Below are 23,241 nucleotides of genomic sequence, written 5' to 3' on the forward strand. Positions count from 1 at the left end.
ACCATGTCGATCGACGAGCTCAAACAGAAATACCCAGGGGCCGAGACCTTCAAGTTCGGTGACGGTCCGGAGCTGAGCGCTCAGCTGATCGCACTTGTCCGGTCCGGCAGGAAAACGGCCACCTGCGGCGCTCTGAGAGATTTCCAGGAAGGCGGCGAAGCCATGCCCGTTGTTGGCAGACGGGACATTGCCCTCAACTGGGACGGGTCGCCGGCCCTGGTCATCGAGACACTGGAGGTCACAATCACGCGCTATTGCGATGTGACGGAGGTCTTCGCACTGGCGGAGGGTGAAAACGAGGACCTTGCCGGCTGGCAACGGGATCATCAGGCCTTTTTCGAGCGCAATGGCGGCTTTGATCCGGAAATGGAACTTGTCTGCGAACGCTTCAGGGTCATTGAACACCTGAATGTGGAGGCCAGCTGATGAGCCGGATCGAAACAAATATAGGCGACATCACCCGGCTCGACGTTGATGCCATTGTCAACGCCGCCAATTCCTCGCTGCTCGGCGGCGGCGGGGTCGATGGTGCAATCCATCGCGCGGCCGGTCCGGAACTTGTTCATGAGTGCAGGCTGCTGGGCGGGTGCAAAACCGGTCAAGCCAAGATTACCAAAGGCTATCGACTGCCAGCCAGGTTCATCATCCATACCGTCGGACCGGTCTGGCGCGGCGGCAGCGAGGGAGAGCGGGATCTTCTGACCAGCTGCTACGAAAACAGCCTGCGCCTGGCATCGGAAAACAGCTGCAAGACCGTGGCCTTTCCGGCCATCTCGACCGGCATTTATGGCTATCCGGCCGACCAGGCAGCGGAAATTGCCGTTTCGACGGTCCGGCACACGCTCGGCGATCTGCCGGATATCGAAACCGTCACTCTGGTTGCCTTTGACACGGCAAGCCACGACCATCTGAAAAACGCGCTCGGGAGGGCGGACAACTGATGTTCAAGAAAATCCTCATTGCCAACCGCGGCGAGATCGCCTGCCGGGTCATGGCCACCGCCCGGGATCTCGGCATCAAGACCGTCGCCGTCTATTCGGATGCCGATGCCGGCGCCAAGCATGTCGCCATGGCCGACGAAGCCTTTCGCATCGGCCCGGCCCCGGTTGCCGAGAGTTATCTGAAAATCGACACGATCATCGAGGTTTGCCGCAAGAGCGGCGCCGAGGCCGTGCATCCGGGTTATGGGTTCCTGTCGGAAAACCCCGATTTCGTCGATGCGCTGGAACAGGCCGGCATAACCTTTATCGGCCCGAGCGCCAAGTCGATCCGCGCCATGGGTTTGAAGGATGCCGCCAAGGCGCTGATGGTCGAGGCCGGCGTTCCCGTCGTGCCCGGTTACCACGGCGACAACCAGGACCCTGACTTCCTGAAAGCTGAAGCCGACAAGATCGGTTACCCGGTTCTGATCAAGGCCCGCGCCGGTGGCGGTGGCAAGGGCATGCGCCGTGTCGACGATCCAAAGGATTTTGCCGATGCACTTCAGGGGGCACAACGCGAAGGCGAAGCCAGTTTCGGCGACGGCCGGGTCCTGATCGAGAAGTATCTCACCAAGCCGCGCCACATCGAGATCCAGGTTTTTGGCGATAGCCACGGCAACGCGGTGCATCTGTTTGAACGGGACTGTTCCCTGCAGCGCCGCCACCAGAAGGTGATCGAGGAAGCCCCTGCGCCCGATATGCCGGAAGAAATGCGCACAGCCATGGGCGACGCCGCCGTCAAGGCGGCCAAGGCGATTGACTATTCCGGCGCCGGCACGATCGAATTCATCGCCGATGTTTCCGAAGGGCTGCGCTCCGACCGGTTCTATTTCATGGAGATGAACACCCGCCTTCAGGTGGAACATCCGGTCACCGAGATGATCACAGGCGAGGACCTGGTCGAATGGCAGTTGCGCGTGGCATCCGGTGAACCCTTGCCAAAGACCCAGGACGAGCTGTCCTTCAGCGGCTGGGCCTTCGAGGCCCGGCTCTACGCGGAAGACGCGCCCAAGGGCTTCCTGCCGGCCATCGGCACGCTAGAGCACCTCGCCCTGCCGGAAACCAGCGCAAGGGTCGATAGCGGCGTACGCTCCGGTGACGAGATCACGCCTTACTACGACCCGATGATCGCGAAGGTGATTGTCCACGGCCCGACCCGCGAGGCCGCCCTCGGCAAGCTGCTGGCCAGCCTGGAGGCAACGGAGGTTGCAGGCTGTGTCACCAATGCCGGGTTCCTGGCTGCGCTGTGCCGCCATGAAGGTTTTGCGAAGGGCGATGTCGACACAGGTTTGATCGACCGGGACCTGGACAGCCTGATCGAAGAACCGGCCATGCCGGAAGATGCCGTTTCCCTTGCCGCCTTGACCGCGCTAGGCCTCACGAAGCCGGCGCCGGGTGCCGATCCGTTCGAGACACTTGGCGGCTGGCGCATCTGGAGCGCATCACGCCAGTTTGCTCTCCTGGAGATCGGTGGCGAGCGGCGCGATGTCGAAGTCCATGCCCGTGGCAACCGGCGGTTCACCGTCCATCTGGAAGACGGCGCGCGGGACTACACGCTGATCGACGTCTCGGCCGGTGCGATCACTTATGAATGTGCCGGCCACCGCGCCCGTGCTGTCGTCACCGCAGGACGGAAAGGCCTCACCGTCTTTCTCGACGGCCACGCCTTCCCGGTTGCACTGCCGGATGCGCTCAGCACGGATGAAGAAGCCGGTGGTGCCGGCGACCAGCTGGTCGCGCCCATGCCAGGGCTCGTCAAGGTGCTCTCCGCCAGGGCTGGTGACACCGTCACCAAGGACCAGCCGCTGGTCATCCTGGAAGCCATGAAAATGGAGCACACGCTGAAAGCTCCGCGCGACGGCACCATCGGCGAAGTTCTCGTCGCTGAGGGCGAGCAGGTCACCGATGGCACCATCCTGCTGGCAATGGCGGAGGAAAGCGATGCTGCTGCCTGAGGCAACGAGCTACGACGCACTTGTCTCCAGGTTCTCCTGGGACATTCCCGAACGCTTCAACATCGGCGTTGCCATCTGCGACGACTGGGCGGAGCGGGAACCGGAGCGCGAAGCGCTGGTGTTTGTCGACGAAGACGGCGACACCGCACGCTACAGCTACGCGGACCTCGGCCGCCTTTCCAGCCAGCTCGCCAATCTTCTGACGAGCCGGGGCGTATTGCCCGGCGACCGCATCGGCGTGCTGCTGCCGCAGCGCCCAGAAACCGCCTATGCGCATATTGCAGCTCTGAAACTCGGCGCGGTAACGATCCCGCTGTTCACGCTGTTCGGCGAGGAGGCACTCGAGTACCGGCTGAAAGATTCCGGCGCCAAGGTCGTGATCACCGATCTTGCAGGCGCCGCCAAACTGGCCTCCTTGAGGGACAGGCTGCCGGATCTCTCGACAGTCTTCTGCGTCGATGGCGAAGATGGTGCCGCCCAGGATCTGGCAAGCCACATGGCAGGGCATGAAGACACTTTCCGCGCCTTCGACACGGCCCCGAACGATCCCGCCATTATCATCTACACGTCCGGCACGACCGGTCAGCCCAAGGGAGCGCTGCACGGCCATCGGGTGCTGCTCGGCCACCTGCCCGGTGTTGAGATGAGCCATGATTTCCTGGGCCAGCCCGGCGACCGTATCTGGACACCGGCCGACTGGGCCTGGATCGGCGGTCTGCTTGATGTGCTCATGCCCGCGCTCTATCTGGGCGTTCCGGTGGTTGCCTGCCGGTTCAGGAAATTCACGGCCGAAGCCGCCTTCCAGTTTTTGCAGGATCAGAAGATCCGCAACACGTTCCTGCCGCCGACCGCGCTGAAGATGATGCGCCAGCTGGACGCACCCGAATCCCGTTGGCAGCTGGACCTGCGATCCGTTGCTTCAGGTGGAGAAACCCTCGGCGCCGAACTGATCGACTGGGGCCGGAAAACCTTCGGCCTGACGATCAACGAATTCTACGGCCAGACCGAGTGCAACATGATTGTCTCCAGTTGCGCTGGCTTGATGGACGCCCGCCCGGGCATCATGGGACGACCCGTGCCAGGTCACAACGTCAGCGTTGTCAATGACGCCGGAGAGGAACTGCCTGCAGACACACTCGGCAATATCGCCGTGAAACGGCCCGATCCGGTGATGTTCCTGAATTACTGGAACAACATGGAGGCGACGCAGAAGAAGTTTGCCGGCGACTGGCTGTTGACCGGCGACACCGGCATGAAGGATGCGGACGGCTGGATCCGGTTTGTCGGCCGGGACGACGATGTCATCACGTCGTCCGGCTATCGCATCGGACCTGGGGAAATCGAGGATTGCCTGATCCGTCATCCGGCCGTTGCCATGGCTGGTGTCGTCGGCAAACCGGATGAACAGCGCACCGAAATCGTCAAGGCCTATATTGTCCTGAAAAGCGGGCTCGAAGGCAGCGAGGACCTTGCCAAGGAGATCGCGTCTTTCGTCAAGACACGCCTTGCAGCGCACGAATATCCGCGCGAAGTCGAATTTGTCGACGCCCTGCCACTCACCACCACCGGTAAGGTGATCCGGCGAGAACTCCGCGCCAGGGCGGAAGGGGAATAGCAGGTGCAGGCCGCCCCTTTGTCATCCCCGCGAAGGAGGGGGCACAGCAAATGCCAGTACTCGACTGGTCGCCCTGGACCGGACCGGGAAGACAAATCACCGCAAGCACAACTTGCCTCACGAGAACTCAGAGCAGAACAACATGTCCGATTTTGTCACCCTTTTTGAAATGGGTCCCCGCGACGGCCTGCAGAACGAAAAACTGTTTGTGCCGACCGCGCAGAAGATCGAGCTCGTCGACCGCCTGTCCGCCTGCGGTTTTCGCAAGATCGAGGTGACCAGCTTCGTCAGCCCCAAATGGGTGCCCCAGATGGCCGACGCTCTAGAGGTGATGGAAGGGATCTATCGGCACCCGGCGGTGGTCTACACGGCCCTGACGCCCAACGTGAAGGGCTATACGGCGGCACGCCGGGCCTCCGTTGACGAAGTCGCGATCTTTGGCTCTGCCTCCGAAGGGTTTTCGAAGAAGAACATCAACTGCTCCGTGGCGGAAAGCATCGAACGGTTCAAACCGCTTCTGGAGAAGGCCCAGCAGGACGACATGCCCGTGCGCGGATATGTGTCCTGTGTCACCGACTGTCCCTATGACGGCCCGACGCCACCGGAGAAAGTGGCCGAGGTGGCTGGCCTTCTGTTCGAACTGGGCTGTTACGAGATTTCGCTCGGGGACACGATCGGAGCCGGCACTCCGGACACAATTGCCCGTATGCTGGATGCCGTGCTGGAGGTGGTCCCGGCGGACAAGCTTGCCGGCCACTATCACGACACCAAGGGCCGGGCCCTGGACAACATTTCCGTCAGTCTGGAAAAAGGCGTTCGAACCTTCGACAGCGCCATTGGCGGTCTGGGAGGGTGCCCCTATGCGCCAGGCGCCAAAGGCAATGTGGCAACCGAGGCTGTCGTTGACCTGCTTGTCGAGAAAGGTTTCGAAACCGGCCTCAAGCGGGATCTCCTGTCTGAAGTCGCCGAATTCGCGAAGACCTTGAGGAGCGTGGACGCATGAGCTTTGAAACCCTGACTCTTGCAACCGACCCGCGCGGCGTGGCCACGCTGACGCTCAACAGGCCGGACAAACACAATTCCCTTTCAGCGCAGATGATCGACGAGCTTACCCGGGCTGCCGCGCAACTTGGCGCCGACGATGCAGTGCGCGTGGTTGTTCTGACGGGGGCCGGCGCCAGCTTCTGCGCCGGAGGCGATCTCGGCTGGATGCGCGAACAGTTCGAGGCCGGCCGCGAAACACGCATGGCAGAGGCCCGCAAGCTCGCCATGATGCTGAAAGCCCTGAACGAGTTGCCCAAACCGTTGATCGGCCGCGTTCAGGGACAAGCCTTTGGTGGCGGCATTGGCATGATGAGTGTCTGTGACACCGTGGTCGCGGTCGACAGCGCCAAATTCGGCCTGACAGAAGTCCGACTTGGCCTTATCCCCGCAACCATCAGCCCTTACGTTCTGGCCCGGATGGGAGAAGGCAAGGCGCGCCGCGTCTTCATGTCGGCGCGGATCTTCGGAGCAGACGAAGCCAGGGATCTGGATCTTGCCGCGAAGGTGGTCAGCGAACATGAGCTCGATGGCGCGATCGAGGCGGAAATCAAACCCTATCTCGGCGCAGCGCCGGCGGCGGTCGCCGCCTCCAAGGCGCTTGCCCGCAGTCTCGGCACACCGATCACCGATGCGGTCATCGACGACACCATCCGCCGTCTCGCCGACACCTGGGAGACGCCGGAAGCCCGAGAGGGCATCTCGGCCTTCTTCGAGAAGCGCAAACCGGACTGGGTGGTGAAGTAGCGATACCCCAACGGTGCGGCGGTAGCGGAAAAGCCAGTCACCCTCTTGAGGAGGCACCGCATTGCGCCGGCGTCATCCGCAAAAGCTGTGGAGTTTAAGAAAGCCCTGGAAAAGCGCGATCCGGTCGCACAGGTCACCGGGGCTTACTGCCCCGCACTGCGCCTTGCATGCTCGATCAGTGCGGCAATGCGCGCCACCTGCTTTTCTTCCGAAACCGGAGGTTCCCGCTCCGGTCCGCCATACATGCGCTCGCGGCGCTGGCGGATCTTCTTGCGCTGATAATCGCTGATCACGTCCGGCAGCTCGACCCCGGCCCGGTCGATATTGATCAGAACCCGCTGCAGATCGGGGACGAGTTCGGACGAGATTGTGAACTTGGCCCCGTCGCTGCGCTTGAACACCAGCGTCTTGGTGCTTTGAGCACCATTCAGAAGAACGGCCGACCGTGGCCCGCTGGAGCCGATTGTCGACTGAAACCAGGCCACCCAGCCCGAAGCTTCCCATTGCCGGACGTCGATGGTCTTCAGATCCTCATACATCACCCGGACCTTGAGACCGAACTGGGTAAATTCGAAGCCGTTGCTCAGGAAACGGACCCAGGAGGTTTCCTGGCGAACGGCAACAGTGAACAGCACCAGCGAAAGTGATGCCGGGCCGAGACAGATCAGGGCCGCAAGGGCAGCCGCTCCGCCCCAGGCGCTCATGCCGATCAGCGCGATGGAAAAGAACACGATGCCGAGAACCATGCCAATGGCGTCAAGCGTGACGACCGAAGGCTCGCAGACCGGCTTGACGGCCCCTGACGGTGCTTTCGGCCGTGGCAAGGCCGCATAGATACCCCCCGCCGCAACCAGACAGAGCAAGCTGCTCAGCACGGACATGAAAAAATATCCGCCGACAATGCCGAGAACGCTCAGACAGAGCGGCAACACCCGACGAACAAATTCAAGTTTAGCTGTTTTGCCCACACCGCTCTCCATGCGTTCAAACAGGTAAAACCGATACGAACTAAAGGGAGATTTCCTGATTCTTCTATTGAATCAACTGGGCCTGCTCAAATCAAGCAAACGTTCAAACTATCCAAAATCAATGTAACCAAGCCGCAAACTGCAGCCGGAACACTTTAGGTCAATTTGGAAACAATCGATGCCCGGTCAGGACGCTTTGCGTTCGCGTTCCATGAAGCTGAACATGTCACGAACCTTCCCGAACTTCGGCGTATCCAGTTCCAGGAACTCGTGCATGACCGTGTCAATGTCGTCTGCATTGAAGGGCTTTTTCAAGAACCCTGAAATCCCGACAAAGGCCGCTGAGCGCTCCAGATAGGAGGTTTCGTTGGTCGACATCATGTAAATGCCGATCTTGCTGGACAGGTCCCGGATGGAACCCGCCAGCTCGATGCCATCAATACCCGGCATATGGAAATCGGTCAGCACCAGTTTGAACTTGCCGGAGGCCAGCGCGCGCAAGGCGGATTGTGCGCTGTCCGCTTCGGAAATCTCGAAATCGAACCGGCTGTTCTCCAGAATTTTCCGGGTCAGCTTGCGCATGGTCGCACTGTCGTCGACGATCAGGATCGGATAGGTCGTCGTCATGGTCATGTAGGTGGCGATAACTTCGGAAACGTCTTCCTGCCTGAACGGCTTGCGCAGGAAGTGATAGGCGCCGAACTGCTTGAAAACATTCTCCGCCCGTGCATCCAGATCGCTCGACATGGCCACCGTGAGACAGTCGATCGATTTCGTGTCGCGCATGGCAGCAACCACTTCCGGACCGTTGAGCCCGGGCATGTTGATATCGATAAAAGCGATATCAACCTGTTTGCGCTTCAGGAGCTCCAGCGCAGACTGGCCATTGTCAACATTGTCGACTTCGATGTAGCGGGTGTTCCGATGCGGTTTGATGCCTTCGTTGACAACTTCGCGCGCGATGGCGCTGTCGTCTGCGACGAGAACGCGGATCATTTTATGCAGCAAGGTCTCTTACCTCTTGGGTACCACGCGCTCAAGGCTGTGAGGCTTGTCTAAATTGACAAGCAGAATAGCTAAACAATTGTGTATTTTTGGTTACCGCGACTTGTAATACAAATTTCAACCTAAGATCGTGAACATTATTACACCAACCATGAAAGAAATAACAACCAAACCGCATCGTTTTAGTAAAATCTACTAGCTCGAAATCCGACTAATCGGTCAATTTTTCCAATTTTCCGCTTCAGACCTTACTCCGTTAACGGACGGTCTTCCTGCACACTCTCCGACAAGCCGAACTCGGCGTGCGGACCGAGAATGGCCCTCAGCCGGCCATCCAGGCGCATCTTCAGGATGAGCGGATTGACAGCCTCTATGAACGTCCTGCCCGCCTCTGTGTCGTGACAGATGAAAGTCACCTTGAAGCGCAGGTTCTTGACCGGCAACGGACTGACATGGAGTGCATCCGGTTTGTTCAGCTCGTCGAGCGCAAGCGCCGTGTCCGGGTGGTGGCCGAGAAACGCATCGATGCGATTGAGTTCAAGCATCCGGATCAGTTGTTGTTCTGAATCGATTGCGAGAAACCTGTCTGCATTGGGCCCCAGGGGCTGGACCGCCCCGGACCCTCGTATATAACCAACGCGTTCCGGCGCAAAATCGCCGATTTCCACCTCCCCCGGCCTTTCAATACGCGTGTAAAGCCGCAGCGAAACCACGTCGACCTGCTCGGAGGGCAACAACGTGTCGGCTCTGCTGCCTATTCGCAGGGCCCTGATATTGGTCGGGAAAAGACAGGAGGAGGGATCCTTCAGGAAACGCGTCTTGGACCGCACCAGCGGGCCCGGCTTCGGCGACACCTCGAAGGCGATGTCCTGCATCAGTTCCTTGAGGAAGCCGTCATATTGCCGGCCGCTGCCAGGGACCAGCCGGTGCGGCAGCTGATTGAGGTAGAGCGTGACCTCGTCTGCGGCACGTGCAGTCGAAACAGTTGCCAGGCAGGCAAGCCAGACAAAAGACAAGAAGAGCCCGAAGCCCGCTTTGCCCAAGCCAAAGATCATGTTCCAAGTCTGCCTTTCGCAGCGGTGTCTTGCAAGTTGTCTTCAATGGCAGCTTGCAACTAGGCGCCCCAGGACTTCTTCTTTGTCCTGGTCGCACACCGGACATTCGTTTTTGGCCGCCGTAACGTCAGCTTCCGGATTTGTCCAGTTGAGATTGCGGTAAAACGCGGAGTTTCGGCCAATTCGCCGAGACCTACTTGATCAAAGGCCCGTTTTCGTCCGATGGCCCCGGTTCGAACAGGTCTGCGTGCGGACCCAGGATTTGCTCCAGGCGGCCACTGCGGCGCAGCTCTCGGATCCGCGGATTGATGGACTTCAGGAAGCGCTCACCGGTCTCATTGTCGTGACAGACAAACGAAACCCGAAATTCAAGGTTCTTGAACGGCAGTGCAGTTGCGTGAAGCGCGCCGGGTTTTCCGAGATCGTCCAGAGCCAGGGCCGTGTCCGGATGGTGCCCCAGAAAGGCATCCAGGCGCCCAAGTTCGAGCATGGAAATCAGTTGTTCTTCCGAATTGATTGCCCGAAACCGCTCCGCGTTCGGTCCCAGGAGATGAAGCGCACCTGAGCCCCGGATATAACCGACCCGTTCGGGTGCAAAGTCCTCGAGCGTTGCCCCGACATTGTTTTGACGCGCGGTGTAGAGGCGCACCGAAACGATGTCCACGGTCTCCAGCGCGACAACTTCTGACGCCCTGTCCCCCATATTGAGCGCAACAACATTCGCCGGAAACACGCAGGACCCCGGATCGGCCTTGAACAGTGCCGTGGTGCGTTTGAGCGGCGCCAGTTGCCGGTCGACGCTGATATCTGCTCCAGCAAGCAGTTCCTCAACCAGAAGCGCGTATTGCCGGCTGGCATCTTCCGTCAGCCTGTGTGGCAGGTAACTGAGATGAAGGCGGATCTCACCCGCGGCAAAGGCCTGCCCTTTGCATGCGACAACGACAAGCCAGGAAAGCAGGATGAACAGCGATTGGAGCCGGAGCGCGGATCTGAAAATCATGTCCAAGCTTGCCCTGCGTCAGATCGGCATTCAAGAAGCATTCACAAGATTTCGCCGGGTTCCTGTTCAAGCGCCTGTTCTCGCCTCAGCTCTCGACAGCTGCGCGGAATTCCGTAGCGTGGAAGATAGGGGCAGGTGAGACGAGCGAACCAGAACCGCGCTCAAGTAGGCCGAAGGCCGATAGCGCAAGAAAAGGTGGTGCCGCTGAAGGGACTCGAACCCCCGACCCCATCATTACGAATGACGTGCTCTACCATCTGAGCTACAGCGGCTTGTTCCGGAACGGACCGGACATCGCGCAATCTGCGCGGCGACTCGAGCAAGGCCCGAGTGCGCCGCTAATTACCGGAGCTTGACGTCAGATGCAAGCGCCGATTGCCGGTTTCCCGACCGAAGTTCTTGCGACTCACGATAGCACCACAGACCGTCAGTTGAAAAACCGTGGCCTTGGCGTTTTGGTGGCCTTGTCGTCGTCTTCCTCGTCCGGCCCGGGATCGTCCGGCATGCGCGACAGCGGAAATTCGATCGGCCGGTTCATGTCGTCCTTGCCGGCGGTTTTTCCATCCCTTTCGTCCCTGGCACGTTCCTCGGACTTTGCAGACGTCTCGCTGTCACCAACCGTCTCTGCCGTGCTGTCCGGTTTCGGATCGGCTGCAGGGCCGGTCTTTGGCGCGTCTTTTTCACCTGTTTTTTCCGAGGAAGCCGTCACAGTCGCCTCCGCGGCCGCGCTTGCGGAATCCGGCAGATTCGACAGCGACGGGCTGTATTTGACGTCATCCGTCGTGCCTTCATAGCCCTGCTTGCCGGTCGGCGCTTTTGGCGAAGTTTCATTTGCAGATGCCTTGACGGTGTCTACCGGCTCAGCCTCCAGAACGACAGCCTCGGCGACGTCCTCAACTGGCTCGGCTGTCGCACCGGCGGCAACAGTCGGCGTCGCGGGGGCCGGACTGCTGGCCGGCAAGGCCGGAGCATCAAACAGGCTGTCTTCCAGCACAGCGCCTTCGCTGTCGGCAAGACTTTCCGGCGTCACCCACTGAAAGGCGTCAATACGGCCGGTCACGGGCGACACGGCCTGCCAGTCGGCAGAGATGACACCATCCGCCATCCAGACCTTGTCCATCGGGGCCGTCACGGCGCGGGCGAGCCAGTCCCGCATCCGACCCTTGTCGCCATGTTCGGCTTCTTCAAGTTCGGCCATCAGCACAAAGGCCTGCCGGGTGGGTTCGGACTGCAACACCTTTTTCAGCTGCTTGCGTGCCTCGTCAAACTCCCGCGCCTCGATGGCGGCCCGGGCGATCGCAATCGCCCCCTCGGCGGTGTTGGCCCGCTGTGCCGACAGCGCCTTGACCCGCTTCAACCGGTCGACGGCGGCATCGCCGGTGCGAACATGCGCATAGGTCTCGGCGAGATCCGGATGGGGATTAAGCCGCCATGTCGCCTCCAGCACCTTGGACGCCTTGCGGATGTCGCCACGGCGGGTCGCAAGCCGAGACGTGACAACCGATGCAGGCACCAGATCGAGCGCAAGTCCATGCGCTTCCTTGGCCAGCGAGAAGGCACGCTCCGGCTCGCCGTCCTCGAGTTTCTGCGCCAGCGCCGTCAGGATGACCGCGCGCTGGCGGCGGTAGGACTTCTTGTCCAGAAGCTTGGCGGCGTAGTTGCGTTCCAGCGTTTTCAGCGCCTCGTCCCAGTGATGTGCAACAGCCTGGTAGCCGAGCACCGCCTTGCCTGCCCACTCCAGTCCGGGCGCTGTCTTTGCCGCTTCTTCCGCATAGTGGCGTGCGGCCACGGGTTCCTTGTGCCGCTCCGCTTCAACAAACAGACCATGCAGTCCGAGCGCCTTGGTCGCCGGATCCTCCAGCATCGCTTCAAACCGCTGCCGGGCTTCGTCGTCCCGGCCGGCAAGCTGTGCGGTCTGCGCCAGCAACAGCCGGGCGGCAGGTTCGTCTTCCAGCAGGCGGTCCGCATCAACCGCATAGCGGCGTGCCAGCTTGGCATTGCCCGTGCCGAGCGCGATTAGACCAAGCGACAGGGCGTTGTAGCCCTTGTCCTTGCGCCGGCGGCGAAAAAAGCGGCTGGCAATCTGCGGTGACTTGAGAACGACCCGGATCGCCCAGACCACGGCCAGGAAGATGGCCAGCAGCACAGCAACCACCACGGCGACAATCGCGGGCGATTGCTCCCAGATATCCGTGCCGACCTGCTCGCCGTTTTCATAGACCGGCCAGGAGATCTGGATCGTCCCCGGCAGATCCGCCATCCAGGCAAAGCCCATGGCGGCGAGAAACAAGAGGCCGAAAAAGAACAGAACGCGGATCATTCAGTTCGCTCCCTGCGACGGCCGGACAATTCCGGCGCTTGATTTCCTTGTCCGTTGGAAAGTCTTCCGGCGGACACTCAACTGTCTTTGTTCGCCAGCGCGTTCAGCACTTCCTGCGAAGCCTTGTCCGTCAGACTGTCCACTTCAACGCGGGCTTCGGCACGGGCAGCCCAGTCGCTGGCAGCCGCCTGTCCGGCTTCCGGCAGTTCCTTGTAGGCCGCCAGGGCGGACGCAAGATCGCCGGATTTCACCGCATTTTCCATGCGCTGCAATGCTGCGTTGGGCCCGTCGCCACTGCCGCTGCCAGACCGGCGCACGGTGATCAGCGACTGTGCACTGGTCAGAAGGCTGTCCAGGACATCGCCGGAGCGGTCCGGCTCGGAAAAGGTCTGGTAGACCTTGCGCGCAACCGGCGGAAACTGTGCGATCAGAACGGAGACCGGTTCGACGCCTGTCTTGGCGTGGGCTTCGAGCGCCGCCAGGTCGATGTCGGACGGCAGTCCGGCCTTCACCGCGGCCAGTTCGGTTTCATAGGGACGGCCGGAATCAACCGCGGACTTGAGCGCGGAGACGGACAGCGCCCGGGCCGCAACCTCGCGGGCCGTTGCATCGCCCATCGTGGCCTCGACCGCTGCCAGTCTCTTGGAGATGGCATCCAGCTCGGCGCGGACGCTTTCCAGCGCGGCCGTGTTGGCGGCACCGACGGACTTGATGTCCGCAGACAGGCTGGACAGTGTCTCGGTGGCGCGGGCCTGGCTGTCTGCCAGGGTCTTTAGCGACACGTCTGAGGTGGACACCGCCGTTTGGGCGGCTTTCGCCGTTGCTTCGGTGTTTGACAGCCGGGTTTCGACATCGCTCAGAGACGTTTTCAGATCACTCAGCTGGGTCTCAAGACCGGTCACCGAACCGGACAGCTTGTCCGCTTCAGAAGACGCAGACGTGGTGCTCGTTTCCAGTTCGGTCAGCTTTTTCTCCAGCGGCGACAGGTCGACAGGCGCCTGCGACTGGGAGGAGGTTTCAAGAGCGGCAATCCGCTCTTCGAGCGGCTTCAGGTCAACGGGCGTGCCGTCACCACTGTTGCCGGACACGGATGACAGATCACTGCGCAGACCTGCCATGTCCTGTTTCAGCGCCTCGACGGCCGGGGCGAGATCGGAGGATGCGGCAGAGGCTGCCTCGGAGAGCTTGCCTTCCAGCTCCGTCACCTTGCCTTCCAGCGCCGACACGGCACTGCCGACATCCTGGCTGGAAACGCTCGCGGTGACGTCACCGAGTTTGGCCTCCAGATCGGCAATCTTGCTTTCAGCTGCGCTCAGCGCGCTCGCCAGTTGCTGGTTCTGCTCCGGATTGAGCTTGACCAGCCCGGCCTGATACAGACCGAAACCGCCCCCAAGCACCAGAATTCCGCCAATCACGGCTGCAATGAGCACACCGAAGGCACCGACGCCTCCGCGCTCTTCGGCGGCTGGCGGGCTGGAAAAGGAGGTCGATCCGGAGGAGCGCGAGGCACTCGAAGTGCTCGAGCTACTGCTGGAAGACGAGCTCGGCCGGCTGGACGAGGAACTTGTCGTGTTCCCCGCGGAAGACGGTTTGCTCGAAGACGAGGTCGTCGTGCTTTTCGTATCCGCAGACTTGCCGGCAGCGGACGCGGCAGACGTGGAACCCGTGCCTGAAGGCGATGTGCCCGTTGTCCCGCCCGGCCGGGTTGAGCTGTAGCCGGTCGATCCTGTCGGTGATGTTCCGGACCGGCTGCTAGACGTGGTGCCTGCACTGCTCGAGGCGGGCTTGCTGTCTGCGCTGGGGCCACCAGGCTTGGCGCTGCCTGCGGACGTGCTGGAAGGCGAACCGGCAGTTCCCGGTTTGTCGCCAACCTTTTCGGCGGTCAGATCGATGGTGACCGGGCGCTTGGACGAACTGCTGGAAGTCGTCGAGCTGCTGCCGGATTTATCGGAAGATCCAGCGCCGCTTCCCCCCGAGGAAGATGTCCCGCCCGAAGATTTCTTGTCCGTCGCCATCTCATCTCCTCCTGAACCCTACCGGTTCCAAGACCTTCACTATACACACCTCTTTGCGAAGCGGTACCGCTGCGGCAAAGTCTTTTGCGCGCTGCAAAAGAACGACTCCCCCGGATCTGGTTAACACTGTGTTAACGCCAGATCCAGCAGCGCGTTTTCATTTGGCGCGGCCGACACTTTCACACGCATTCCGTTTGAAAGCGGTGCACCTGCCCGTTGCGACAGGGCGTAGACCGTCAACTTGGGCAAAATGTGGTCAAGCCGGTGCCCCCGAAGCAACCTGGCTAAGGCTTCTGCCGTACGTTTCGAATAGATCAGAATGCCGTCATATGCGGCCGCTTTCAGCGCCTTCAGAACCGGGTCCGGCAGGCCCGGCACCGGATCCATCCGGTAAATGGCAACAGTCCGGCAGGAGACATTTCCTGCTTCCAGCAGACCTTCAAGATCTCCGGCCCGGTCGGCGGCCGCCGGATAAAGGACCCTGCCGCCGCCAAGATCCTCCATCCTGTCGAGAATCAACCGCGCGAGCGCTGCGACATCTCCCCGGGCCGACAGAACAGTGCCGAACCCGGCATCACGGGCAGCGTCCGTCGTGGCCTCGCCAACTGCAAACACCGGCAGATCGCACAGGGCGCCAATTTGAGGATGCCCTGTCAAGACGGCGACCGAGCGCCGGCTTGATATGGCAAGAGCTGCAACATTTTCGAGATCGAGTTCAGCCGGAGCAATGTCGATTTGCCGCAGCAACGGTGCCTCGTCGGCAACATGTCCCAGCGCCCGCAATCGCTCCGCCGTGCGTCTGCAATCCGGTTCAGGCCGGGTGACCAGCAGCCGCATCTTCGGGTCAGCCCTCCGCCAGAAAGCCCGGACCCATCCGGGTTTTCAGGTCTTCGCCAACCGACCGGCCAATCCGGGCAGCCTCCTCGACAGGACCGCTTGCGGACGATTCATGTGCTTCCGAGCCGTCCGGCTTCAGGACAACGCCCTTCAGGGTCAAGGTGCCGCCATCCACCGTTGCCAGGCCGCCGATCGGCGTCCGGCAGGATCCGTCGAGCACGGCCAGAAACGCCCGCTCCGCGTCGAGCCGGACCTGGGTCGACCTGTCGTGAATGGCAGCCAGCAGCGCCAGCGTCGCATCGTCACCTTCGCGGCTCTCGATGCAGATCGCGCCCTGCCCAACGGCCGGCAGGAACGTTTCGATTTCCAGAAGGCTGGTGATCTCCGCTTCAAGACCAAGACGCCTGAGGCCCGCGGCGGCCAGCAAGGTTGCATCGACGGCGCCTTCAGACAGCTTGCGCAGCCGAGTCTGCAGGTTGCCGCGATACATGACCACCTCGATGTCTGGACGCAGCCGCTTGATCATCGCCTGACGGCGCAGCGAACTGGACCCGACCACCGCACCTTGGGGCAGATCGGTCAGCGTTTTCGCCTTGGGAGACAGGAAGGCATCCCGCACGTCTTCGCGTGGCAGAAACGCCGTCAAGGCCAGCCCCTCTGGCAGGACAGTCGGCATGTCCTTGGAGGAATGCACGGCAATATCGATGCGCTTGTCGAGCAGCGCCTCCTCGATTTCCTTGGTGAAGAGCCCCTTGCCGCCGACCTCGGACAGCGGCCGGTCCTGGATCTGGTCGCCGGAGGTCTTGATGACAACGATCTCGAACGCGTCTTCGGAAAGCGCGTGGGCGGCCATCAGCCGATCTCGGGTTTCATGAGCCTGTGCCAGCGCCAGCGCGCTGCCCCGGGTGCCGATGCGCAAAGGATTTGATTGCAAGGTTTACCGTCCAGATGCTACGCCCGGCAGGACGCCGGACATATGTTTGTTCTTTGATACCTGTCCTATCACAGGCCACCGCACCGATACCAATGACTTCAGTCAATTCGAAAGACAATGCGACCAAACTGACGGTCCTGGGAATTGAGACGAGTTGCGATGAAACCGCGGCGGCCGTCGTGCGAGGTCCTGGGGACCGGACAATCCTGTCCAGCACCATCCGTTCGCAGATCGACGAGCACACGGAGTTCGGCGGTGTCGTTCCGGAAATCGCTGCCCGCGCCCATATCGAGATTCTCGATCGGATCGTTGCGGAGGCCATGAACGAGGCCGGGTGTGACTGGGACGACATCGACGCGGTCGCGGCCACCGCAGGCCCTGGTCTCATTGGCGGCGTGATTGTCGGCTTCATGACCGCCAAGGCAATTGCCATGGCCGCCGACAAACCCCTTGTCGGGGTCAATCACCTGGAAGGCCATGCCCTGACGGCCCGCCTGACCGACGATCTGGACTTCCCGTTCCTGCTGCTGCTGGTCTCCGGCGGCCACAGCCAGTTCCTGCTGGTACGCGGCGTCGGCGACTATGAACGGCTCGGCACCACCATTGATGACGCCATTGGCGAAGCCTTCGACAAGACGGCCAAGCTGCTTGGCCTGCCCTATCCGGGCGGCCCCCATGTTGAAAAGATGGCGGTGAGTGGCGACGTCACCCGGTTCAGACTGCCGCGGCCGCTGCTTGATCGGCCCGGCCTCGACATGTCCTTTGCCGGTCTGAAAACGGCCCTTCGGACCCAGGCCAAGAAGCTGGAGCCCGTGGACGACCAGACGATCGCGGATCTGTGCGCCGCCTTCCAGCGGGCCGTTTCCGATGTCCTGGCGGCCCGCACCAAATCCGCCCTGGAGCTCTTCAGCACCCGTCACCCGGAGGCCGAGCCGGTGATCGTGGTAGCCGGTGGCGTTGCCGCAAACCAGGAAATCCGCAGCAGCCTGCTGGCAGCCGCTGATGAAGCCGGAGCACGGTTCGTCGCCCCGCCTCTCAACCTGTGTACCGACAATGCCGCGATGATTGCCTGGGCCGGCATCGAGCGCCTGCAGCAGGGGCCGGTCGACGACATGGCGCTTGCGCCGCGCCCGCGCTGGCCACTGGATGCGGCCAATGCCGGCGTGCTCGGCGCGGGCAAGAAAGGCGCGAAGGTCTGACCGGGACGCGTTAGCCGACCACGCGGTGGCCACGCCCGGCCATGCAGTTCATGACAATCTGCTTGCGTTCGCCATGGGCCTTGACCGCGCCTCCGCCAGCACCGATGGCACCCCCTGCCAGTGCACCAACCACCGCACCGCCCGGCGCCGTATTGTCCTCGGCTTCGACGGCGCCAAGAACACCGCCAATGGCGGCACCGGCAAGCGCGGCCATCTTGGTCTCGTCATTGAAGAGCCCGCGCTGCTCGGCCAGCTGTTTGCACTGGGCGAGATCGTTTTCATAGGCATAGCCGAGTGGACCATCGACGATCGGCCGGTAATTCGAGCCGGTTTGCCCGCAGGCCGTCAGTCCGAAGAGAATCGCAAAAGGGGCAAGAAACATCGGGTTCGAGAAAGCTGTTTTCAAAGGAACGCTCCAAAGTGGTCAATCCTCCGCCGGTCCGGGCGGACGCCGCGTATCTAGGGAAACTCAACCGATTAATCAACAAATAATTATTGTTTTACGATAATTTTTCTAATCTGAAAGATAACTCTTGCCCTGTCCCCGAAGAATTATGCGAGCAAATTCACACGCTTGCCCTTTTTCCGCACCGCCCAGCCTGCTACGAAGCGGCAGGGCAGCAACGAGGACTGTTTTTTAAGATGCGCGTCTATCACAAGGCCTATGTCTACCTGACCTGCGGGACCGACCTCCTCGTGTTCGACGAGCCGGACACGCCCTGGCTTGGATTGCAGGTTCCAGGCGGCACGGTGGATCCGGGCGAAAGCTTCCTGCACGGCGCGATGAGAGAATTTGCCGAAGAGACCGGGCTTGATCTGGACGTCGCCTTCGAACAGTTCTCCAGCCAGGACCTCCCCTTCGAGACGATGCCTGCCACAGGCCAGTTCAAGGCACCGTCAGGCAGACCGCTGAAGGGACGCCACATCCGGCGCAACTACCATGTCTGCCTGCAGAACCGGCCCAGGGACAGCTGGGAACATTTCGAGATGCATCCGAGCAATGGCGGTGATCCGATTCGGTTCCGCTTCTTCTGGATTGACCTCTTTGGCCCTGAAGCCGAGGACCAGGAAAACTTCTTTGCCGCCTTCGGTGAGCCCTTGGAAACGCTGCGCGGCAAACTGCCAAACCAGAGAAAAGCCGCCTGAACCCGTTTGATGTCAAGGACTTGACTTTGCAGATCCACCACAAGGCCTACGTCTATCTTACCTGCGGATCAGACCTGCTCGTTTTTGACGAGCCGGATTTTCCGGACGTCGGGCTGCAGGTTCCCGGCGGCACGCTCGACGCTGGCGAAAGCTACCTGATCGCTGCCCGGCGCGAATTTGCCGAGGAGACCGGACTTTCATTGGATATCGCGCTCGAATCGTTCGCCGATCAGGATCGTATCTTCGAAAATGTTCTCCATTGTCTCGACGGCGTGCATCGACAGCGGCATTTTCACGGCCGGATCCGGAAAAAGCCTGCGACAGAATGGGAACATTTCGAAACCTCACCAAGCTCGGGCGGTCCACCGATCAGGTTCCGCCTGTTCTGGGTTGACCTGTTCGCCAAGGATGCACCTGCCGAGACCCTCTTTTTTGAAGGTTTTGGAGCGCCACTTGAAACACTACGGACGCGCATGGAAGGGCAGATCAATGGGGGCCATTAAGACGGTCGGCGTCATTGGTGGCGGCGCCTGGGGCACGGCGCTGGCCCTGACGGCTGCGCGCGCAGGCCGGGACGTCCGGCTCTGGGCGCGGGACCCCGGCACCGTCTCTGAAATCCGCGCAAGACGCCAGAACCCGCGTTATCTGCCCGGCATCACCTTTGACGAGGACTTGTCGGCGACGAGCTCGCTCGATGAGGTTGCCGATGCCGATGCCCTTCTGCTGGTGACACCGGCCCAAACCACACGTGCCATGCTGGGCGCGTTGAAGAAGACGGAAAAGGTGCGCGGGCCCCTTGTCCTGTGTGCAAAGGGCATCGAACAATCCTCCGGCCTGCTCCTGTCCAAGGTTCTGGGTGAGGAACTGCCAGGCGTTGAGCCGGGCATTCTTTCCGGCCCGAGCTTCGCCGACGATGTGGCGCGCGGCCTGCCGACCGCCGTTACCGTGGCCGCGAACTCGGCCAAGACGGCCCTCAGCCTCTGCGAAGCGCTGCAGTCGCCCTGTTTCAGGCCTTATGCCTCCATCGACATTCTCGGCGCCCAGATCGGCGGTTCGCTGAAGAACGTTCTGGCAATTGCCTGTGGTGCCGTTGTCGGCCGCAAGCTTGGCGCCAGTGCCCAGGCGGCCCTGACTGCGCGCGGCTTTGCCGAACTCACCCGGCTGGGCACGGCCATGGGGGCCCAAGGCGAAACCCTGACTGGTCTCTCCGGCCTCGGGGATCTGATCCTGACCTGCTCGTCCAGCCAGTCCCGCAATTTTTCGTTCGGTCTCCGGCTGGGCGAAGGCTTCAAGGCCTCGGAACTGATTTCGGCCGGCGGCAAACTTGCCGAAGGCGCTTATTCTGCCCGCGTTGCAGTCAAACTGGCGCGCAAATACGAAGTGGATGTGCCGATCTGCGAGACCGTTGCCCAGATGATCGACGAGGATCTCAGCATCGACGATGCCCTCAACACGCTGATGGCACGGCCGTTGAAATCCGAGACGGAAGGACTTTGAAGCGGCTGCGACTCCGCTTGATATCTCCCGATACCCTCCAGGCGCAAAACCGGTTTTCCGTCACCCGAGTTCCCTCCACGGCAGAGAGAGAGCGGCTGGACGGCCTGGGCTTTCAGTTCCCCATTGAGTTTGCCTCTTCCCGGCCCTAGGTTCGACGCAGAATCGTTAACCCGGGAACCATTTCATGCTCTATGCCCTGATCTGCACCGACAAGCCCGGTGCATTGCAGACGCGCCTCGACAACCGCGCGGCCCATATCGACTTTCTGAAAGGCCTGGGCGACAGCCTCAAGGCCGCCGGTCCGTTCCTTGATGATGACGGCAACATGACCGGCTCTCTCGTGGTGATCGAAGCGGCCAACCGCGACGAGATCCTCGCCATTTCCCAGGAAGATCCATATGCGAAAGCGGATCTCTTCGAGAGTGTCGAAATCCGCCCCTGGAACTGGGCCATCAAGAATCCGGAGATCTCGTAAGTGCAGTACTGGCTGATCAAATCCGAACCGGACAAATGGTCCTGGGAGCAGCAGAAGGCCAAGGGCGACGAAGGCGAACAGTGGGACGGCATCCGCAATTACCAGGCGCGCAACAACATGCGGGCCATGGAAATCGGCGACAAGGCGTTCTTCTACCATTCCAACATCGGCAAGGAAGTGGTCGGCATCGTCGAGGTCTGCAGCGAGATCCATCCGGACACCACCACCGACGATCCGCGCTGGGAATGCGTGGACTTCAAGGCCGTGCGCGACATGCCCAGTCCCGTGACCCTCGCCCAGGTCAAGGCGGAACCGCGCCTTGAAAAGATGTCGCTGGTCACCTCCATGCGTCTGTCGGTCCAGCCGGTCACCGAAGAGGAATGGAAGGTTGTCTGCGAAATGGGCGGGCTGAAAGAACCCGCCTGAGATGCCCGCGATTGAGGATCCGGTTGCCTTCATCAGGAGAGAAACCCGGGTCAAGCCCGTCCCGCATGCCGAGGAAATCCGCCTCCACCTTGCCGACGAAGCCATGGACCTGTGGCAGAAGACGGAAGAAGAGCTTGGCGAACTGGGCCTGCCGCCCCCCTTCTGGGCCTTTGCCTGGGCGGGCGGCCAGGGCCTGGCCCGCTACATTCTCGACACACCGGACCTGGTCAGGGGCAAACGCGTCGTTGATTTTGCCTGCGGCTCCGGTCTCGTCGGCATTGCCGCCATGCTGGCGGGCGCAAGCACCTGCCATGCCGTGGACATCGACCCGTTTGCCCTTGTGGCAACCAGGCTCAATGCGGCGGAGAACGGGGTTACCCTGACGATCGAAACAGCCGACATCACAGAGGCCGCCGTACCGCAGGCCGACGTGGTGATATGCGGCGATGTCTTCTACGACCGGGCCATGGCCGGTCAGGTACTCCCGTTCCTGGATCGATTGCTGAAGGCCGGCATGGAGGTGCTGGTCGGCGATCCCGGGCGCTCCTACCTGCCGAAAGACCGTCTTCAAGAACTGGCGGTTTACACAGTCCCGGTGGTCGGCGCGCTGGAAGACAACGAGATCAAACGCACCGGAGTGTTTCGGCTGACGGAAAAATAATGCGCCCGCACCCGTCAGAGAGAAACAGACTGATGCCGTTGTGGGAATGTGATCACTTTTTTCTTCAGCCCCACTTCCCCTTTTTGCCGCTTGCGATAGGTTAGCCGCTTGAATGCCTATCCCGCCTTCGTTTCGTATCTTCAGGAGTCCTTCATGCCCATCGTTAATCGCCTTGCAGATCTGGCCGACGAGATCACCGCGTGGCGTCGCGACATTCACGAAAACCCGGAAGTTCTTTACGAGACGGTGCGTACGGCGGAAAAGGTCTCCGAGCTGCTGCAAAGCTTTGGCGTTGACGAGATTGCGACCGGCATCGGCAAGACCGGTGTGGTCGGCGTAATCAAGGGCCGCAACGGCGGTGCCGGCAAGACCATCGGCCTGCGCGCCGACATGGATGCCCTGCCGATCGAGGAAGCGACCGGCAAGGACTACGCCTCCAAGATCCCGGGCAAGATGCATGCCTGCGGCCATGACGGTCACACCGCCATGCTGCTGGGCGCTGCCAAATACCTCTCCGAGACCCGTAACTTCGACGGCACGGTGGTGGTGATCTTCCAGCCGGCCGAAGAAGGCGGGGCCGGCGCCAAGGCCATGATCGACGACGGTCTGATGACCCGCTGGCCGATCGAGGAAGTCTATGGCATGCACAATTTCCCGGGCATGCCGGTTGGCGAATTTGCCATCCGCAAGGGCCCGATCATGGCTGCCACCGACGAATTCCGCATCGAGATCACCGGCAGGGGCGGCCATGCGGCCAAACCGCATGAAACCATCGATCCGATTGTCGTCGGCACCCAGATGGTGTCCGCCCTGCAGACCATTGCCAGCCGCAATGCCAATCCGCTCGACTCGGTCGTCGTCTCCGTGACCGTGTTCCAGGCCGGCAACGCGTTCAACGTCATTCCGCAGGAAGTGCTCCTGCGCGGCACGGTCCGCACCCTGAGCCCGGAAATGCGCGACCTCGCGCAGGCCCGCATGGAGACCATTGTCTCCTCGGTTGCCGACACGTTCGGTGCCAAGGCGGTGCTTGAGTTCCGCCGCGGCTATCCGGTCACGGCCAACCACGACGAACAGACCGATTTTGCCGCGGAGATTGCAGAGGGCATCGCCGGTGTCGGCAAGGTCAACCGCAACATCGACCCGATGATGGGCGGCGAGGACTTCTCCTACATGCTGGAAGAGCGCCCGGGCGCCTTCATCTTTGCCGGCAACGGCAACAGCGCCGGCCTCCACCATCCTGAATATGACTTCAACGACGAGCTGATCCCGGTCGGCTGTTCCTATTGGGTCAAGCTGGTCGAAACGGCCCTGCCTGCAGCTGCCTGAGAGAGCCATAGGTAGGGTTAATCGATCAGGGGCCAGGCG

At 61.4% G+C, this 23,241-nt stretch carries 25 protein-coding genes and 1 tRNA gene; 16 read left to right on the forward strand and 10 right to left on the reverse strand.

Annotated features, from left to right (window positions below):
* Window positions 1-3: 3 nt before the first annotated feature.
* The 6 genes from CHH27_RS17370 (at window position 4) to CHH27_RS17395 (ending at window position 6,338) form a co-directional block, all read left to right on the forward strand.
* A complete protein-coding gene (locus CHH27_RS17370) occupies window positions 4-426 on the forward strand; it encodes an ASCH domain-containing protein (RefSeq protein WP_094072698.1) in 423 nt (140 codons plus the stop codon).
* A complete protein-coding gene (locus CHH27_RS17375) occupies window positions 426-941 on the forward strand; it encodes an O-acetyl-ADP-ribose deacetylase (RefSeq protein WP_094072699.1) in 516 nt (171 codons plus the stop codon). The genes CHH27_RS17370 and CHH27_RS17375 overlap by 1 nt, the downstream gene beginning before the upstream one ends.
* Window positions 941-2,935, forward strand: a complete 1,995-nt coding sequence (locus CHH27_RS17380; protein WP_094072700.1) for an acetyl/propionyl/methylcrotonyl-CoA carboxylase subunit alpha — start codon at window positions 941-943, stop codon at window positions 2,933-2,935. The genes CHH27_RS17375 and CHH27_RS17380 overlap by 1 nt, the downstream gene beginning before the upstream one ends.
* Window positions 2,922-4,550, forward strand: a complete 1,629-nt coding sequence (locus tag CHH27_RS17385) for an acyl-CoA synthetase (RefSeq protein ID WP_198338242.1) — start codon at window positions 2,922-2,924, stop codon at window positions 4,548-4,550. The genes CHH27_RS17380 and CHH27_RS17385 overlap by 14 nt, the downstream gene beginning before the upstream one ends.
* Before the next feature lie 142 nt (window positions 4,551-4,692).
* Complete coding sequence (locus CHH27_RS17390) at window positions 4,693-5,553, forward strand: hydroxymethylglutaryl-CoA lyase (protein ID WP_094072701.1); 861 nt, start codon at window positions 4,693-4,695, stop codon at window positions 5,551-5,553.
* Complete coding sequence (locus CHH27_RS17395; RefSeq protein WP_094072702.1) at window positions 5,550-6,338, forward strand: crotonase/enoyl-CoA hydratase family protein; 789 nt, start codon at window positions 5,550-5,552, stop codon at window positions 6,336-6,338. Before CHH27_RS17390 ends, CHH27_RS17395 begins: the two co-directional genes overlap by 4 nt.
* 143 nt (window positions 6,339-6,481) lie before the next feature.
* Here the strand turns inward: CHH27_RS17395 and CHH27_RS17400 are convergent, their stop codons facing one another.
* The 7 genes from CHH27_RS17400 to CHH27_RS17430 form a co-directional block, all read right to left on the reverse strand.
* Window positions 6,482-7,306, reverse strand: coding sequence for a hypothetical protein (locus CHH27_RS17400; RefSeq protein WP_208988265.1), 825 nt, complete (start codon window positions 7,304-7,306; stop codon window positions 6,482-6,484).
* Window positions 7,307-7,492: 186 nt separating this feature from the next.
* Window positions 7,493-8,314: a response regulator gene (locus tag CHH27_RS17405; RefSeq protein ID WP_208988266.1), complete on the reverse strand. Its 822-nt coding sequence runs from the start codon at window positions 8,312-8,314 to the stop codon at window positions 7,493-7,495.
* 245 nt (window positions 8,315-8,559) lie between these two features.
* Window positions 8,560-9,366: an ABC transporter substrate-binding protein gene (locus tag CHH27_RS17410; RefSeq protein WP_094072704.1), complete on the reverse strand. Its 807-nt coding sequence runs from the start codon at window positions 9,364-9,366 to the stop codon at window positions 8,560-8,562.
* 193 nt (window positions 9,367-9,559) lie between these two features.
* Entirely contained in the window at window positions 9,560-10,366 is an 807-nt protein-coding gene (locus CHH27_RS17415; RefSeq protein ID WP_094072705.1) for an ABC transporter substrate-binding protein, read from the reverse strand.
* Window positions 10,367-10,562: 196 nt separating this feature from the next.
* Window positions 10,563-10,638: transfer RNA gene (locus CHH27_RS17420), tRNA-Thr, on the reverse strand.
* A gap of 155 nt (window positions 10,639-10,793) precedes the next feature.
* Entirely contained in the window at window positions 10,794-12,686 is a 1,893-nt protein-coding gene (locus CHH27_RS17425) for a heme biosynthesis protein HemY (protein WP_094072706.1), read from the reverse strand.
* Window positions 12,687-12,763: 77 nt separating this feature from the next.
* A complete protein-coding gene (locus tag CHH27_RS17430; protein WP_208988267.1) occupies window positions 12,764-14,116 on the reverse strand; it encodes a hypothetical protein in 1,353 nt (450 codons plus the stop codon).
* Between CHH27_RS17430 and CHH27_RS17435 the strand changes: the two genes are divergently transcribed.
* Both CHH27_RS17435 and CHH27_RS17440 read left to right on the forward strand, forming a co-directional pair.
* Complete coding sequence (locus CHH27_RS17435) at window positions 14,109-14,402, forward strand: hypothetical protein (protein ID WP_094072707.1); 294 nt, start codon at window positions 14,109-14,111, stop codon at window positions 14,400-14,402. The genes CHH27_RS17430 and CHH27_RS17435 overlap by 8 nt on opposite strands.
* 42 nt (window positions 14,403-14,444) lie before the next feature.
* Complete coding sequence (locus CHH27_RS17440; protein WP_157738966.1) at window positions 14,445-14,825, forward strand: hypothetical protein; 381 nt, start codon at window positions 14,445-14,447, stop codon at window positions 14,823-14,825.
* On the opposite strand, the gene CHH27_RS17445 is transcribed toward CHH27_RS17440, so the two are convergent.
* Both CHH27_RS17445 and hemC read right to left on the reverse strand, forming a co-directional pair.
* The gene (locus CHH27_RS17445; protein ID WP_094072709.1) at window positions 14,822-15,538 is read right to left on the reverse strand and encodes a uroporphyrinogen-III synthase; all 717 of its coding nucleotides are present in this window, start codon (window positions 15,536-15,538) and stop codon (window positions 14,822-14,824) included. The genes CHH27_RS17440 and CHH27_RS17445 overlap by 4 nt on opposite strands.
* 7 nt (window positions 15,539-15,545) lie before the next feature.
* Window positions 15,546-16,472, reverse strand: coding sequence for a hydroxymethylbilane synthase (gene hemC, locus CHH27_RS17450; protein WP_094072710.1), 927 nt, complete (start codon window positions 16,470-16,472; stop codon window positions 15,546-15,548).
* 128 nt (window positions 16,473-16,600) lie between these two features.
* On the opposite strand from hemC, the gene tsaD reads away from it, so the two are divergent.
* Window positions 16,601-17,671: a tRNA (adenosine(37)-N6)-threonylcarbamoyltransferase complex transferase subunit TsaD gene (gene tsaD / locus CHH27_RS17455; RefSeq protein ID WP_094074832.1), complete on the forward strand. Its 1,071-nt coding sequence runs from the start codon at window positions 16,601-16,603 to the stop codon at window positions 17,669-17,671.
* A gap of 10 nt (window positions 17,672-17,681) precedes the next feature.
* Here tsaD and CHH27_RS17460 read toward each other — a convergent pair whose 3' ends face one another.
* Window positions 17,682-18,077 carry a hypothetical protein gene (locus CHH27_RS17460; RefSeq protein ID WP_208988268.1) on the reverse strand — a complete coding sequence of 132 codons (396 nt, stop codon included), beginning with the start codon at window positions 18,075-18,077 and terminating at the stop codon, window positions 17,682-17,684.
* A gap of 236 nt (window positions 18,078-18,313) precedes the next feature.
* On the opposite strand from CHH27_RS17460, the gene CHH27_RS17465 reads away from it, so the two are divergent.
* From CHH27_RS17465 to CHH27_RS17495, 7 genes are all read left to right on the forward strand, one after another.
* On the forward strand, window positions 18,314-18,817 hold the full coding sequence (locus tag CHH27_RS17465; protein ID WP_094072712.1) for an NUDIX domain-containing protein: 504 nt from the start codon (window positions 18,314-18,316) through the stop codon (window positions 18,815-18,817).
* Window positions 18,818-18,837: 20 nt separating this feature from the next.
* Window positions 18,838-19,320 carry an NUDIX domain-containing protein gene (locus tag CHH27_RS17470; RefSeq protein ID WP_208988269.1) on the forward strand — a complete coding sequence of 161 codons (483 nt, stop codon included), beginning with the start codon at window positions 18,838-18,840 and terminating at the stop codon, window positions 19,318-19,320.
* Window positions 19,307-20,314: an NAD(P)H-dependent glycerol-3-phosphate dehydrogenase gene (locus tag CHH27_RS17475; RefSeq protein ID WP_094072714.1), complete on the forward strand. Its 1,008-nt coding sequence runs from the start codon at window positions 19,307-19,309 to the stop codon at window positions 20,312-20,314. The genes CHH27_RS17470 and CHH27_RS17475 overlap by 14 nt, the downstream gene beginning before the upstream one ends.
* Window positions 20,315-20,498: 184 nt before the next feature.
* A complete protein-coding gene (locus CHH27_RS17480; protein ID WP_094072715.1) occupies window positions 20,499-20,789 on the forward strand; it encodes a YciI-like protein in 291 nt (96 codons plus the stop codon).
* Window positions 20,790-21,215 (forward strand): EVE domain-containing protein, encoded by a 426-nt coding sequence (locus CHH27_RS17485; protein WP_094072716.1) that lies wholly within the window; start codon window positions 20,790-20,792, stop codon window positions 21,213-21,215. It abuts the gene before it with no gap.
* 1 nt (window position 21,216) lies between these two features.
* Window positions 21,217-21,876, forward strand: coding sequence for a methyltransferase (locus CHH27_RS17490; protein ID WP_094072717.1), 660 nt, complete (start codon window positions 21,217-21,219; stop codon window positions 21,874-21,876).
* Between the two features lie 153 nt (window positions 21,877-22,029).
* On the forward strand, window positions 22,030-23,202 hold the full coding sequence (locus CHH27_RS17495) for a M20 aminoacylase family protein (RefSeq protein WP_094074833.1): 1,173 nt from the start codon (window positions 22,030-22,032) through the stop codon (window positions 23,200-23,202).
* Window positions 23,203-23,241: the final 39 nt, after the last annotated feature.

This window comes from Labrenzia sp. VG12, from assembly GCF_002237595.1.
GTDB lineage: Bacteria > Pseudomonadota > Alphaproteobacteria > Rhizobiales > Stappiaceae > Roseibium.